The sequence below is a fragment of the Angustibacter luteus genome (assembly GCF_039541115.1).
Lineage (GTDB): Bacteria > Actinomycetota > Actinomycetes > Actinomycetales > Angustibacteraceae > Angustibacter > Angustibacter luteus.
In genome coordinates this window covers 297,464-310,920 of record NZ_BAABFP010000004.1, presented here as the reverse complement: position 1 = coordinate 310,920, position 13,457 = coordinate 297,464, and the positions used below count along the sequence as shown (strand labels likewise).

13 protein-coding genes are annotated in these 13,457 nt (G+C 74.2%); 8 read left to right on the top strand and 5 right to left on the bottom strand.

Annotated elements, in window-relative coordinates; all coding sequences use genetic code 11:
• Positions 1 to 6 precede the first annotated feature (6 nt).
• A complete protein-coding gene (locus ABEB17_RS07875) occupies positions 7 to 723 on the top strand; it encodes a phosphatase PAP2 family protein (RefSeq protein WP_345716130.1) in 717 nt (238 codons plus the stop codon).
• A gap of 14 nt (positions 724 to 737) precedes the next feature.
• Here ABEB17_RS07875 and pheA read toward each other — a convergent pair whose 3' ends face one another.
• Both pheA and ABEB17_RS07865 read right to left on the bottom strand, forming a co-directional pair.
• Positions 738 to 1,682, bottom strand: coding sequence for a prephenate dehydratase (pheA, locus tag ABEB17_RS07870; protein WP_345716129.1), 945 nt, complete (start codon positions 1,680 to 1,682; stop codon positions 738 to 740).
• Complete coding sequence (locus ABEB17_RS07865) at positions 1,679 to 2,230, bottom strand: DUF4446 family protein (RefSeq protein ID WP_345716128.1); 552 nt, start codon at positions 2,228 to 2,230, stop codon at positions 1,679 to 1,681. Before ABEB17_RS07865 ends, pheA begins: the two co-directional genes overlap by 4 nt.
• 45 nt (positions 2,231 to 2,275) lie before the next feature.
• On the opposite strand from ABEB17_RS07865, the gene larB reads away from it, so the two are divergent.
• From larB to ABEB17_RS07840, 5 genes are read left to right on the top strand one after another with little or no spacing between them, the layout of a single operon-like run.
• On the top strand, positions 2,276 to 2,998 hold the full coding sequence (gene larB, locus ABEB17_RS07860; protein WP_345716127.1) for a nickel pincer cofactor biosynthesis protein LarB: 723 nt from the start codon (positions 2,276 to 2,278) through the stop codon (positions 2,996 to 2,998).
• Positions 2,998 to 4,170, top strand: coding sequence for a nickel pincer cofactor biosynthesis protein LarC (gene larC / locus ABEB17_RS07855; protein WP_345716126.1), 1,173 nt, complete (start codon positions 2,998 to 3,000; stop codon positions 4,168 to 4,170). Before larB ends, larC begins: the two co-directional genes overlap by 1 nt.
• Positions 4,171 to 4,183: 13 nt before the next feature.
• The gene (locus ABEB17_RS07850) at positions 4,184 to 4,801 is read left to right on the top strand and encodes a TMEM165/GDT1 family protein (RefSeq protein WP_345716125.1); all 618 of its coding nucleotides are present in this window, start codon (positions 4,184 to 4,186) and stop codon (positions 4,799 to 4,801) included.
• A gap of 29 nt (positions 4,802 to 4,830) precedes the next feature.
• Positions 4,831 to 5,628, top strand: a complete 798-nt coding sequence (locus ABEB17_RS07845; RefSeq protein ID WP_345716124.1) for a siderophore-interacting protein — start codon at positions 4,831 to 4,833, stop codon at positions 5,626 to 5,628.
• A gap of 46 nt (positions 5,629 to 5,674) precedes the next feature.
• Positions 5,675 to 6,418 (top strand): CAP domain-containing protein, encoded by a 744-nt coding sequence (locus ABEB17_RS07840; RefSeq protein WP_345716123.1) that lies wholly within the window; start codon positions 5,675 to 5,677, stop codon positions 6,416 to 6,418.
• A gap of 52 nt (positions 6,419 to 6,470) precedes the next feature.
• Here the strand turns inward: ABEB17_RS07840 and ABEB17_RS07835 are convergent, their stop codons facing one another.
• A complete protein-coding gene (locus ABEB17_RS07835; RefSeq protein WP_345716122.1) occupies positions 6,471 to 7,709 on the bottom strand; it encodes a glycosyltransferase 87 family protein in 1,239 nt (412 codons plus the stop codon).
• A gap of 39 nt (positions 7,710 to 7,748) precedes the next feature.
• Here ABEB17_RS07835 and ABEB17_RS07830 point away from each other — a divergent pair, with 39 nt between their 5' ends.
• Positions 7,749 to 9,998 carry a hypothetical protein gene (locus ABEB17_RS07830; protein WP_345716121.1) on the top strand — a complete coding sequence of 750 codons (2,250 nt, stop codon included), beginning with the start codon at positions 7,749 to 7,751 and terminating at the stop codon, positions 9,996 to 9,998.
• Here the strand turns inward: ABEB17_RS07830 and mptB are convergent.
• Together mptB and ABEB17_RS07820 are read right to left on the bottom strand one after the other, a co-directional pair.
• Positions 9,886 to 11,415, bottom strand: coding sequence for a polyprenol phosphomannose-dependent alpha 1,6 mannosyltransferase MptB (gene mptB / locus ABEB17_RS07825; RefSeq protein ID WP_345716120.1), 1,530 nt, complete (start codon positions 11,413 to 11,415; stop codon positions 9,886 to 9,888). The two genes, ABEB17_RS07830 and mptB, sit on opposite strands and share 113 nt — an antisense overlap.
• Complete coding sequence (locus ABEB17_RS07820; protein ID WP_378227011.1) at positions 11,412 to 12,164, bottom strand: glycosyltransferase; 753 nt, start codon at positions 12,162 to 12,164, stop codon at positions 11,412 to 11,414. The genes mptB and ABEB17_RS07820 overlap by 4 nt, the downstream gene beginning before the upstream one ends.
• Between ABEB17_RS07820 and ABEB17_RS07815 the strand changes: the two genes are divergently transcribed.
• Complete coding sequence (locus tag ABEB17_RS07815) at positions 12,163 to 13,371, top strand: arginine deiminase (protein ID WP_345716118.1); 1,209 nt, start codon at positions 12,163 to 12,165, stop codon at positions 13,369 to 13,371. The genes ABEB17_RS07820 and ABEB17_RS07815 overlap by 2 nt on opposite strands.
• Positions 13,372 to 13,457: the final 86 nt, after the last annotated feature.

The following is a 13,457-nucleotide window of genomic DNA, read 5'->3' as shown; positions in this document are numbered from 1 at the left end:
ACCCCCATGACCGGACTCGTCGACCCCGGGACGACGCGTTCGCGCAACCCCCGGCTCGAGCCGGCGGACGGCTCGCTGCCCCCGGCCGGGCGGCTGGCCTCCGTGCTCGCCCTCCAGGTGCTGCTGCCGGTGGCCGGCTGGTTCGTCATCCTCTGCGGGGTCGGCTACCTCGTCGGCCACCAGCTGAAGGACTCGATCTCGGGGGAGGACGGCGTCAACCGCTGGTTCGCCTCGCACCGGACGCCGGGCTGGAACGACATCACGCTCGTCGTCTCGCACCTGGGCAACACCAGCACGATCATCATCGGGATGTTCGTCTCGGCGTTCATCATCTGGCGGCTCAGCGGGCGGCTGCGTGAGCCGGTGGCGCTGATCGTCGGTGTCTCGATGCAGGCGCTGGTGTTCCTGCTGGTGACGATCATGATCGACCGCAAGCGCCCCGACGTCCCCAAGCTTGACGAGTCGCCCCCGACGTCGTCCTTCCCCTCGGGGCACACCGGCGCGTCGTCCGCCCTGTACTTCGGGCTCGCCATCATCTGCGCGACGCAGTTCGAGCGGCGGTGGCTGCGGGTGCTGTTCGGGGTCGGCTTCGCGATCATCCCGTTCGCGGTGGCGACGGCCCGGCTCTACCGCGGCATGCACCACCCGTCCGACGTGACCTTCGGGATGCTGAACGGGCTGATCTGCATGCTCATCGCACGCCGGGCCCTGCAGCGCGCCTAACCCCCACCCTTGCGTCAGGCCTCGCCGGAACGGAGCCGGGTGAGCCAGTCGCCGGCGTCGCCGAAGGCCTGGTCGGTGGTCGAGACCGTGACGGTGATGGCCTTGGCGTCGGCCCGCGGGTAGGACCCGAGCCAGCGGACCTCGCGGCAGGTCCGGTGCAGTCCCATCAGCGCCTCGCCGACCCGCGCCTCGCCGATGTGGCCCTCGCAGTCGATCGAGAAGCAGTACTGCCCCAACGACTCCCCGGTCGGCCGGGACTCGATGCGGGACAGGTTGATCCCCCGCGTCGCGAACTGCTCCAGCATCTCCAGCAGGCCACCGGGGTGGTCGTCGCGCTGGAACACCACGAGCGACGTCTTGTCCGCGCCGGTCGGCGCCGCCACCGCCCCGGGCCGCTGCACCAGGACGAAGCGGGTCACCGCGGCGGCGTTGTCGCCGACGTCGGTGGCCAGCACCGAGAGCCCGAACCGTTGCGCCGCCAGGGGTGCGCACAGCGCCGCGTCGTACGGGGCGTCCGGGTCGACGGCCAATCCCTCCGCGGCCCCGGCCGTGGACAGCGCCGGCACGTACACGGCCTCGGGCAGGTGCGAGCCCACCCAGCCACGGCACTGCGCCCACCCGTGCGGGTGCGAGGCGACCCGCCGGACGTCGGCGAGCGCCGTCCCAGCGCGCGCGGCCAGCACGAAGGTGACCGGCACGAGCATCTCGCGGGTGACCCGCAGCGCGGACCCGTTCGCGAGCGCGTCCAGCGTCGCGCTGACCCCACCCTCGACGGAGTTCTCGATCGGCACCACGGCGGCGGCGAGGTCGCCGGAGCGCACCGCGGCCAGGGCGGCGTCCACGCTCGGCATGGGTCGGGCCACCGCGTCCTCGGGGAGCACCTGCAGCAGCGCCGCCTCGGTAAACGTGCCCGCGGGACCGAGGTAGCCGTACTCGGCCCCGGCCGGCACGGCGGTCATCGGCGGGCCTTCTTGTCGGACCCCTGCTTCTCGGTCTTCTCGGTGCGCGCAGCGTCGACCGCCTGCTGCTCCTCGGGGCTCAGCGTGTGCTCGGACGCCCCGCCCACCAGCCCCTTCGCGTAGGAGCGCGTCTCGCCGCGACCGTGGATCGCCGTGATGACGAGCCCGTCGCCGGCGTCGTCCACGACAGCAGCGGAGAACGACATCCGCCCGCCCATGTCGCCGAAGGCGTCGAAGCGGACGACGGCGACGTGCCGCAGGCTGGCGGCGACGTCCGTGCTGATCCGGGCGAGCTCGGCCTGCTGACGCTCGACCTGCTCGCGCAGCAGGCTCACCTCGGCGGCGTGCTTGGTGGCGACCTCGAGCACGTCGCCCTCGCCGGAGTGCCCGCGCAGCACGCGAAGCCCCCGCTTGATCCGGCTCAGCCGCAGCTGCGCCCCGATCGCGATGAGCAGCGCCAGCACCGCGACGACCGCAGCCGCCACCGCGACCCAGCTGGTCGGGGCGGGATCGAGCACGGCGTCAGCAGCGAGGGGGAGGGCGAGCACGCCCCGGAGCCTACGCGGCAGCGGCGCGCCACGTACCCTCTGCCTGTGCCCGAGCACCCGCCCCACGAGGACGCCCCCACCGCAGGCGTCGGCTACGTCGACGTCGGTTTCGCGCGCCTGGACGTCGACCGCGCCCGCCGCACGGGCGACCCCGAGGTCGTGTTCGGCCAGGGCAAGACGCCGGAGCAGATCGTCGGGGCCCTGACCACGCTGCACGCCAGCCACCCCGAGCGCGCCATCCTCGCCACCCGGCTGGACGGCGAGGCGCGCGACGCGATCCGGCTCGCCCTGCCGGACGCGGACGTCGACGACGTCTCGCGCACCGCCGTCCTCGGCCCGCTGCCCACGCCGAGCGGGCGGGTCCTGGTGGTCGCCGCGGGCACGTCCGACGCCCCGGTCGCCGCCGAGGCGATGATCACCGCGCGGGTGCACGGCACGAGCGCCGAGCGGGTGGACGACGTGGGCGTGGCCGGGCTGCACCGGCTGCTCGCGGTCCGGGACCGGCTGGACGACGCCGACGCGCTCATCGTCGTCGCGGGCATGGAGGGCGCCCTGCCGAGCGTGGTCGGCGGGTTGACCGGCGTCCCGCTCGTGGCCGTCCCCACCTCCATCGGCTACGGCACCGGCGCCGGCGGCCTGGCCGCGCTCCTGGCCATGCTCAACTCCTGCGCGCCCGGGATCGCCGTGGTGAACGTCGACAACGGCTACGGCGCCGGCGTGCACGCGGCCCGGATCGCCCGGCGCGCGCGGCCCCGGGACGCCGTCTGATGGGAGACGTCTGGGTCGACGCCTCGTCCGGCGCCAGCGGCGACATGCTGCTCGCCGCGCTGCACGACCTGGGCGTCCCGGCCGAGGTGATGGCCGACGCCGCCCGGGCCGTCGCGCCCGTCGAGATCACGTTCGACCGCGAGGTGCGGCACGGCTTCGCGGTCGGTCGCGCGCACGTGCGCGGGGTCGAGGACGACGTCCCGCACCGCACCTGGGCCGACGTCCGCGAACTGCTGGACGGCGCCGACCTCGACGACGCGGTGCGTGCCACCGCGCACGCGGCGTTCGCCCGGCTGGCCGAGGCCGAGGGCCGGGTGCACGGCACCGGCGCGGACGACGTGCACTTCCACGAGGTCGGCGCGCACGACGCGATCGGGGACGTCGTCGGGGTGTGCGCGGGGTTCGGCTGGCTCGGCGACCGGGTCACGGTGGGTCCGATCGCACTCGGCGGTGGGACGGCGCGCAGCGCGCACGGCGAGATCCCGGTTCCGGTGCCGGCGGTGCTGCACCTGCTCACCGGGGCGGGTGCGCCGGCCCACGGCGGCCCGGTGGACGTCGAGCTCTGCACCCCCACGGGCGCGGCCCTGCTCACCACGTTGGCGGACGGGTACGGCCCGATGCCCGCGATGGCGGTGACCGGCACCGGCGCCGGTGCCGGCTCACGGGTGCTCCCCGGCCGGCACGGCGCGCTGCGGTTGGTGCGCGGTGACAGCGGGTCCGTGAGCAGTGTTGCCGTGGTGCTCGAGACGAACGTCGACGACCTGGACCCGCGGGTGTGGCCGCAGGTGCTCGCCCGGCTGCTCGACGCCGGCGCCTCCGACGCCTGGCTCACCCCGATCCTGATGAAGAAGGGGCGCCCGGCGCACACGCTGCACGTGCTGTGCCCGAACGACTCTGCCGTGCAGGCTGAGCTCGAGCGCACCGTCTTCACCGAGACCAGCGCGATCGGCCTGCGGGTCGTCCCGGTGGGCAAGACCGCGCTCTCGCGGACCGAGACGACCGTGGACGTCGACGGGCACCCGGTGCGGGTCAAGCTGGCCCACCTGGACGGCCGGGTGGTCAACGCCCAGCCCGAGCACGACGACGTCCTCGCGGTGGCGGCGGCGACCGGCGTCCCGCTCAAGGTCGTCCTGGCCCACGCGACCGCGGCGGCGACCGACCTGCTCGCGTGAAAGGCTGGTCCGCGTGGATCTGACCGTGGCACTGACGGCGCTGATCCTCATCGTGCCCGTCGAGCTCCCCGACAAGACCTTCGTCGCCACCCTGGTGCTGGCCACCCGGTACCGGCCGTTGCTGGTCTGGATCGGCGTCGGGCTCGCGTTCTTCGTGCAGACCCTGGTGGCCGTCACGGCCGGTGGGCTGATCTCGCGCCTGCCGCACCGACCGGTGGTGGCGTTCGCCGCGGTGATGTTCCTGATCGGCGGCATCGTCCTGCTGCGCGGGGCGAAGAAGGCCGACGAGGAGGAGGCCGAGACCGAGGCCGAGTTCGGCGCCAAGGTCACGAAGGCAGCCACCGGCTGGCGCGCCGTCGTGGCGAGCTTCACCGTGCTGTTCGTGGCCGAGTGGGGCGACCTGTCGCAGCTGCTCACCGCCGGCCTGGTGGTCCGCACGAAGGACCCGCTCTCGGTGTTCGTCGGCGCCTGGGTCGGCCTGCTGCTGGTCTCCGCGCTCGGGGCGGTCGCCGGCCGGGCGCTGCTCCGCCGGGTCAGGCTGGCCACCGTGCAACGGATCGGCGGCGGGGTCTGCCTGCTGCTGGCCGCGATCTGCGCGCTGCAAGCCGCCGGCGTCGACCTGCCCATCTGATCCCGCACTCTCCGAAAGGCTCCAACCTCGTGACCGAGCAACCTCGCCGCCCGCGCCCCGACCCGCACCACGGCGTGGTGCTGCGCACCGAGCAGGTCTCCCCGCACCTGGTGCGCGTCGTCCTCGGCGGCGCCGGCCTCGACCGGTTCGCCGCCGGCGAGTACACCGACCACTACGTGAAGCTGCTCTTCGACTCGGGGCAGGAGCGGCCGCTCGTGCGCACCTACACGGTGCGCAGGTGGGACGCCGAGCGCCGCGAGCTCGCCATCGACTTCGTGGTGCACGGGGACGAGGGCGTCGCCGGGCCGTGGGCCGCGAACGCGCAGCCCGGCGACGAGATCCTGTTCAACGGTCCGGGTGGCGGCTACGCGCCGGACCCGGCGGCGGACTGGCACCTGCTCGCCGGCGACGAGAGCGCCCTGCCGGCCATCGCGGCCGCGCTGGAGGCGCTGCCCGCCGGGGCCACCGCGACCGCCTTCATCGAGGTGCCGGACGCCGCCGACCAGCAGCCGATCGAGTCGGCCGCCGAGGTGGACGTCGTGTGGCTGCACCGCGAGGACCGCAAAGTCGGTGCGCTGCTGGTGGACCAGGTGAAGGCGGCGGCGTTCCCACCCGGCCGCGGTCAGTTCTTCGTCCACGGCGAGGCGACCTTCGTCAAGGAGCTGCGCGCCCACCTGCGGATCGACCGCGGGATCGACCGGACCCAGCAGTCCATCTCGGGCTACTGGCGCGTGGGGCTGAACGAGGACGGCTGGCAGTCCTCGAAGCGGGACTGGAACGCGGCGGCCGAGCAGGAGGAGGCCAAGGCACTGGGGCAGCAGTCCTGAGCCGCTGCGGTTGAGTGATCTGTCCCGGTAGTGCAAGATCGTCCGGATGCGTCCGGACACCCCCGCAGGACCTCGTGGCCGCGTCGCCGCTGCCCTGGCCGGCGTCGTCGTGCTGTGCGTCGCGTCGTCCCTCGGCTACCTCGCCACCCGACCGGACGACGCGCTCGCGCCGGCCGCCGACCGCCTCGCCGCCACCACGACCACGACCACGACCACGACGAGCCGGGCGACGAGCAGCCCGTCGGTATCACCGACCCCGCGCCCGACCGCCACGGCGAAGCCCCCGGCCCGGGCCAAGGTCCGCGCCGCTGCCACGCCCGCAGCCAGCGCCAAGCCGCGGGCCACCCGCACGCCCCACGCCACCAGCGGGCCCCGCGCCACCTCACCGCCGCGCAGCACCACCCCGTCGACGTCCGAGGCGAGCGCGGTGCTCGCCCTGGTGAACACGGCACGGTCCACGGCGGGGTGCCGACCCGTCACCTCGGACGCCGCGCTCACCCGCGCCGCCGTCGGCCACAGCACCGACATGGCGACGCACGACTACTTCTCGCACGTGTCCCAGGACGGGCGGACCTTCGACCAGCGCATCCACGCCGCGGGGTACTCGGGCGGGTTGCTGGGCGAGAACATCGCCGCCGGTCAGCGCAGCCCCGCCGCGGTGATGGACTCGTGGATGAACAGCCCGGGGCACCGCGCCAACATCCTCAACTGCGGCTTCAGCAAGCTCGGGGTCGGTGTCGCCCGGGGCGGCAGCTACGGCGTCTACTGGACGCAGGACTTCGGCGGCTGACCGGGCGCGCCGGAAGCGCCCACGTCGGAGCGGTCCATGCCGCACGGGCACCTCAATGCCCGAGTGGCATGTCCTGCTCGCTGTCCCGGACATCCTGCGCGACACGCCCGGCGGCGCCCGGCGACGGCACCACCCGCCACAGCAGCGCGAGGGCGAGGAGACCGCCGAGGCAGTAGGAGTTCTGCAGGATCCGGCCGAACCACAGGACGGGCCAATCGTTCGCGACCCAGCTGATCCCCCACCAGGGCAGCCGGGCCAGGAACCAGGCCGTGATGATCCCGGCGAAGACGAGCCGACGCCGGTCCCGCCCGTCACCGACCAGCGCGGCGATCACGAGAACGACCCAGGCGTAGTGGTGCACCCATGCCACCGGCGACAGCAGCACCGCCATCAGACCGACGGCCGCGACCTCCGCGATGGGGTCACCCGCCCGGTAGGCGCGCCGAGCCAACGTGAAGCCGATCACCCCGACGACGAGCACGGCCAGCAGCCACAGCGCGGTGCCGGCCGCACCCTCCGGTCCCAGCCGCAGCAGCACCCCGCGCAGCGACTGGTTGGACGTGCCGCGGTTGGGCCCCAACCGGTTCGGGTCGCCGAGCGCGCCGCCCCAGAACGCCACCGTCGCCTCCGGCAGCACCAGCGCGGCCGCCACGGTCGCGGTCGCTGCGGCCAGCACGCCCGCGGCGAGCTCGCGCCAGCGCCGGCACACGGCGAAGTGCACGAAGAACACCCCGGGCGTCAGCTTGATGGCCGTCGCCAGCCCGATCCAGATCCCACGCACCCGGTGCCACGGCCCGAGGGGCAGCGCGAGGTCACCCAGGCAGGCGAGCACCAGGAACGCGTTCACCTGACCGAACCGGACGCCGTCCGAGACCGGCAGCAGGTAGAGCATCGGCACCGTCACCAGGGCGCCGGCCACCCACCGCCACGGCTCGACCCGAGCGAGCAACCGGCGGAAGGCGATCATCACCGTCGCGTACGTCGCAGCGACCTGCATCCCCGTCCAGATCCAGCCCAGTGCGTGGAACGAGACCAGCGTCATCGGCAGTGACACCAGCGCCGCGAACGGCGGGTAGGTGAACGGCAGGAGCTGCGGGGACTCGGTGAGCTGCTCGTAGATGGGCCGGCCGTAGACCACCGAACGGGCCGCCTCGCGGTACACCTCGACGTCCACCTGCCACTGGTCACCGGGCCACGTGACCAGGTAGTGCCAGGCGATCGGCAGCTCGGCCAGCACCAGGACCGCGACGACGACGAGTGCCTGCACGGCGGGGCGGGGGGCACGGGTCACAGGTCACAGTCTGGCCGATGGGGCCCCTACTCTGTGCAGGTGCCGATCCGACCACGCCTCGTCGCCGTTCTGCTGGGGATCAGCGCCCTGGGTCTGAGTGCGACCGCGACCGCGGCCGTGGCGCCGAGCGCGGCCGCGGCGCCGTCCGGTCCGGTCGCCCCGGTCGTGCTGATCGGCACCGGCGGCGTGCAGTGGTCGGACGTCTCGGCGCAAGCGACCCCCAACCTGGCGCGGCTCGCGCAGGTCGGCTCGATCGGGGACGTGACCGTGCGCAGCGTGAAGCCCGCTGCGTGCCCGGTGGACGGCTGGCTCGCGGTCTCGTCCGGACGCCGGGCCGCCGACGAGCGCGACCCGAAGGCGAAGGACCCCGCGGTGCGGGTGTGCCGGCCCGTCGAGGTGAGCGGCGGCGTCGCCCCCCTCGGCTCCGCCACCGTGACCACCTGGCCGCGGTACGTCACAGAGGCGGACGGCGAGAAGTTCGACGCCACACCCGGTCTGCTCGGCGACACCCTGGCCACGGCGGACGTGTGCGCTACCGCGGTCGGGCCGGGTGCGGCGGCCGCCCTGGCGCGCCGTGACGGCACCGTCGCCCGGTACAGCCCGCTGACCGGGCTCGGCGGCGCGCTGTCGTCGTCCGACTGCCCGCTGACCGTCGTGGACGTCGGCGCGGTGCGTGACCCGGGCGACCCCTTGCCGGGGCCGGCCGAGCAGGGCGTGGCGATCACCGACGGCTCGCGCGCCGAGCAGGTGAAGGCCGTGGACGACGCCGTCGGCCAGGTGCTGGCGGCCGTGCCGGACGGCGCTCGCGTCCTCGTGCTGTCGCTGGCTGACGCGGGGGCGACGCCGCACCTGCAGCTGGGCGCGGCGACCGGTCCCGGCTACGGGCCGGGCTGGCTGTGGACGTCGTCCACCCGGCAGGTGGCGCTCGTGCAGGCCACGGACGTGACGCCGACCCTGCTGCACCTGCTCGACGTCCCGGAGCCGAACACCCTGGTCGGCTCACCCATCACGAACCGGTCGGTGGCCTCCGGGCAGGCGCCGGCCAGCGCGGCCGACCGGCTCGAGAAGGTCAGCGACCTCGACCAGGCCGCGCAGCGCGTGCAGAAGCTGGTGGCGCCGTTCTTCAACGGCCTGGTGATCGCGCAGCTGCTGCTGTACGGCGGCGCCGCGATCGTGCTGCGGCACCGCTGGGCGTCCGGGTCGAAGCGCCGCCGGCTGCTGACGCTGGTGCGCCGGACCGCGCTCGTGTTCGCGTGCGTCCCGGTGTCGACGTACCTGGCCAACACCGTGCCGTGGTGGCGCTACCAGCACGCGCTGCTGATGGTCGTGCTGGTCGTCGCGGCCTACGTGACGGCCCTGACGCTGGTCGCTCAGCTCGGCCCGTGGCGCCGCCGGCTGCTCGGCCCGTTCGGCGCGGTCGCCGGGCTGACGTCGCTGGTGCTGGCCGCCGACATCGTGACCGGGTCGCGGCTGCAGACCTCGAGCCTGATGGGCCTGCAACCCGTGGTGGCCGGGCGGTTCTACGGCTTCTCCAACGTGGCCTTCGCCCTCTTCGGCACCGGCGCGATGCTGTTCGCCATCGCGGTGGCCGACCACTTCGTCCAGTCCGGACGCCGCAAGGTCGCCGCCGCCGCGGTGGCGCTGATCGGCGTCATCGCCACGGCCCTGGACGTGAGCCCCGCGTGGGGCAGCGACTTCGGCGGGCCGCTGGGCATGGTCCCGGCGTTCGCGGTGCTGACCCTGCTGGTGCTCGGCATCCGGCTGACCTGGCGCAAGGTGATCCTGATCGGCGTCGGCACGGTGGCCATGCTCACGGTGGTCTCGGTGCTGGACTGGCTGCGGCCGACCGACAGCCAGACCCACCTGGGCCGGTTCGTGCAGACCGTGATCGACGGCGGCGCCTGGCAGGTCATCTCCCGCAAGGGCGAGCAGAACCTGTCGATCCTGTTCGGCAGCGTCCTGTCGATCCTGGTGCCCTTCGCGGCGCTGTTCGTGGTGCTGGTGCTGATGCGGCCGTCGTCCGTCGGAGCCGGTGCGCTGCAACGGGCCTACGACCGCAGCCCCACCCTGCGCCAGGGCCTGGGCTGCCTGCTGCTGCTGCTCGGCATCGGCTTCGCGGTCAACGACTCCGGGACGGCGATCCCGGCCGTCGGCTTCACCCTGGCCATCCCGCTGATCATCGCGGCGAGCGTGCAGGCCCTCGAGGACGACGAGCGGCGAGCCAGCCCAGCGCCAGCAGCAGCGCCAGCCCGATCCACGGAGCCCAGCCCCGGCGATAGCCCAGCGTGACGTCCTGCACGTGCCGGCTCGACCCGATCACCCGGCCCGGCACGTAGGCCACGCAGTACGCGACCAGCCGGACCAGCAGCAGGGCGTCCACCCCCGGCACCGCGACCAGCGCCAGCGGCGCCCAGGCCACGGCGTCGTACCAGGGCAACGAGTACGGCGCGCCGAGGACGTAGGCGGCGCCCAGCACCAGGGCCCAGCCGGCCGCGTCGACGGTGACCTGGTCGGCCGCGTCGGCCACGGGCTCGCCGGCGCCGGGCCGGATCACCAACCACAGCAGCACCGCCAGGCCGATCACCACGACGGGGGTGAGCAGCACCACGGCGTCGCGCACCGCGTCGTTCGTGAACGGTCCGGTCGCCCACTCCACGAACGGGCGCCACGGCGTCGCGAGCGAGACGAAGCGCCGGGCCCGGCTGAGCTGGTCGAACACGTGCGAGCCCGCCCACAGCTGCGCCGGCAGCAGCACGATCGCCGAGCCGAGGACGCCGAGCAGCGCGGGCCGCCAGGACCTGCCACGGTCCCTGCGCCACAACGCGATCAGCAGTGCAGGGCCCACCAGCGCGAACGTTGCCTTCACGCCGACGGCGGCCCCCAGCGCCAGGCCGGCCAGCAACGGACGACGCCCGGCGAGCGCCAGCGCACCGACCGCGAACGCCGCGCCGAGCAGGTCGACGTGCGCACCGACCAACAGGACGCCGAGCAGCACCGGGTTGAGCAGCCACACCCAGGCGGCGCGGTCCACCTGCCACGACGTCGCGCCGAAGGCGTTGCGGCACAATCGGATCACCAGCCAGCCGACGGTCAGCCAGGCGGCCAGGCAGCAGAGCTGCCAGCACCACACGGTCAGTCGCAGGCTGTCCCCGCCGACCAGGCTGCACACGGCCTGGATGGCGGTGGCCACCGGCCCGTAGATGGTCGGGGTCGTCGTCCACGGTGGTTCGACCGCGCCGGCCACCGGGTCGTGCCCGCCAGCCCAGCTCTGCGGCGGGACGACGTACGGGTCACCGCCGTTCGCCGCGATCCGACCGTAGGCCGCGTAGCTGACGTGGTCGGCGGAGCCGAGCGGGGCGACGAGGACGGCCAGCACCGCGAAGGCGCCGGCGACCCCGAGGGCCTGCGGGGGCACCCGCTCCCCCCGGTACGCCGCCCACAGGCCGAGCGCGACGCCGATACCGCCGATCAGGTAGCCCGTGTCGACCAGGCCGGTCACCAGCGCGGACGAGGCGTGGAAGCCGATGGACCAGGGTGGAAGTGCTGCGCGCCAACCGGTATCGGCGCCCAGGTCCGGTGAGGCCGCCGACGGGCCGAACGCCGCGGTGCCGATCAGCAGCACGAACGACGTGCCGACCGCGAGCAGCGCCCACGGGGAGACCCGGCGCCGCGACCCGGCGTCCGTCATGGACGGCGCGTCCGTCATGGACGTCGCAGGGCGGCGCGCACGCGCCGGACGGCGAGCGCGCGCCAGACGTCGCGGTACTGGCTCAGCCGGTGCAGCTGGTCGCTCAGGCCGGTGCCGGTGACCCGGTGGTGCAGCTCGCAGGGCACCTCCTCGATGGTCATCCCGCGCCGCAGCACGTCGATGGTCAGGCCGACCTCCACGCCCCAGCCGGCCGCGAGCGGTTGGGCCGCCTCGTAGGCCGGCCGGGTCAGGCAGCGCATCCCGGACAGCGGCTGGGTCGGCGTCCAGCCGGTGGCCCGCTCGATCCCGCGGCTGGCCAGCCCGACGACGAACCCGCGGCCACCCCCGGCGCTCTTCTGCTTCGGCAGCACCGCGATCGTCATGTCCGCGGCGCCGCTGACCACCGGAGCGACCAGGGCACCGGTCTCGACCGCGGAGCCCTCCAGGTCGGCGTCGATGAAGAGCAAGGCGTGCGGCGTGCTCTCGTGCCGGGCCACGTAGGCCGCGCCGGTCTGCATCGCCTTGCCCTTGCCCTGGTTGCGGTCGTGCCGGACCACCTCGGCCCCCGCCTCGCGGGCCACCGTCGACGTCTCGTCGCTGCTCCCGTCGTCCACCACGACCACCAGGTCGACGCCGGCGATGGTCGCGGCCGCGGCGATGGTCGCCGCGATGCGCTGCGCCTCGTCCTTGGCCGGGATCACCACGGCGACGGACGTCGGCTGCTCGCTCACCCGGTGGAGCCTAGCCGCAGGTAGGGTCGGCGCCATGGCAGGAGCAGACAGCGAGGTAGGACGGCTGCGCACCGTGATGCTGCACCGTCCCGGTCACGAGCTGCGCCGCCTCACCCCGCGGAACAACGACCGCCTGCTCTTCGACGGCATCCCGTGGGTCGACCGCGCCCAGGACGAGCACGACGCCTTCGCCGCCGCGCTGACCGACCGCGGGGTCGAGGTGCTCTACCTGGCGGACCTGCTGCGCGAGGCGCTGACGGTGCCGCAGGCGCGGCACGACACGGTCGAGTACGCGCTGGGCGAGCCGCACGTCGGGGACCGGCTGGCCAGCCGCGCCCGTGCGCTGCTCGGCGACCTGGACGAGGCCGAGCTCGCCGAGGTGCTCATCTCGGGGCTGCGGCACGACGAGCTCTCGGCCCGGCGTCCGATGCTGCGCCCCGGAGTGGTGTCGTCACTGGCCTCGCCCGAGGACTTCGTCATCGACCCGCTGCCCAACCTGCTGTTCACCCGCGACTCCAGCGCCTGGGTGGGTCCGCAGGTCGCCGTCACCAGCCTGGCCATGCCGGCGCGTCGGCGCGAGACGTCGCTGACCAAGGCGATCTACCAGCACCACCCGCGGTTCGCCGGCACCCCGCTCGCGTACCAGCCGGAGCTCGAGCACGTCGAGGGCGGCGACGTCCTGCTGCTCGCGTCCGGCGTGGTCGCGGTCGGCACCGGGGAGCGGACGACGCCCGCCGGCGTGGAGCGGTTGGCCGGGCGGCTGCTGCGGGCCGGGCTCGCGCACACCGTGCTGGCGGTGCCGATCGCGCAGGAGCGGGCCACCATGCACCTGGACACCGTCTGCACGATGGTCGACGTCGACGCGATCGTCATGTACCCCAACGTCGCGCACTCGCTGCAGGCGCTGGCGATCACGCTGAACGGCGAGGACGTGCTGCGGGTCGACGCGGCCGGGCCGTTCCTGGACGTCGCCGCGCGGGCCATGGGCATCGAGCGCCTGCACGTGCTGGACACCGGCCTCGACCCGGTCACCGCCGAGCGCGAGCAGTGGGACGACGGCAACAACACCTTGGCGCTCGCGCCGCGGGTCGCGGTCGCCTACGAGCGCAACAGCGAGACGAACACCCGCCTCGAGGCCGCCGGCATCGAGGTCGTGGCCATCGCGGGCAGCGAGCTCGGCAGCGGCCGCGGCGGCCCCCGGTGCATGTCCTGCCCCATCGAGCGCGACTCCCTCACCCCGTAACCCCGCCCCCAAACTCTCGCCCGGCCCGCGCAGATGTTCCGCTATTCGGGGCCATCCGCGCGCTGTGAGCCCGGAAAGCGGGACAT

Excerpts from the sequence above, each read along its gene's own strand:
- ABEB17_RS07875 (WP_345716130.1), top strand. The coding sequence starts at position 7 with ATGACCGGACTCGTCGACCCCGGGACGACGCGTTCGCGCAACCCCCGG.
- pheA (WP_345716129.1), bottom strand. The coding sequence starts at position 1,682 with ATGACCGCCGTGCCGGCCGGGGCCGAGTACGGCTACCTCGGTCCCGCG.
- larC (WP_345716126.1), top strand. The coding sequence starts at position 2,998 with ATGGGAGACGTCTGGGTCGACGCCTCGTCCGGCGCCAGCGGCGACATG.
- ABEB17_RS07840 (WP_345716123.1), top strand. The coding sequence starts at position 5,675 with ATGCGTCCGGACACCCCCGCAGGACCTCGTGGCCGCGTCGCCGCTGCC.
- mptB (WP_345716120.1), bottom strand. The coding sequence starts at position 11,415 with ATGACGGACGCGCCGTCCATGACGGACGCCGGGTCGCGGCGCCGGGTC.
- ABEB17_RS07815 (WP_345716118.1), top strand. The coding sequence starts at position 12,163 with ATGGCAGGAGCAGACAGCGAGGTAGGACGGCTGCGCACCGTGATGCTG.
- ABEB17_RS07820 (WP_378227011.1), bottom strand. The coding sequence starts at position 12,164 with ATGGCGCCGACCCTACCTGCGGCTAGGCTCCACCGGGTGAGCGAGCAG.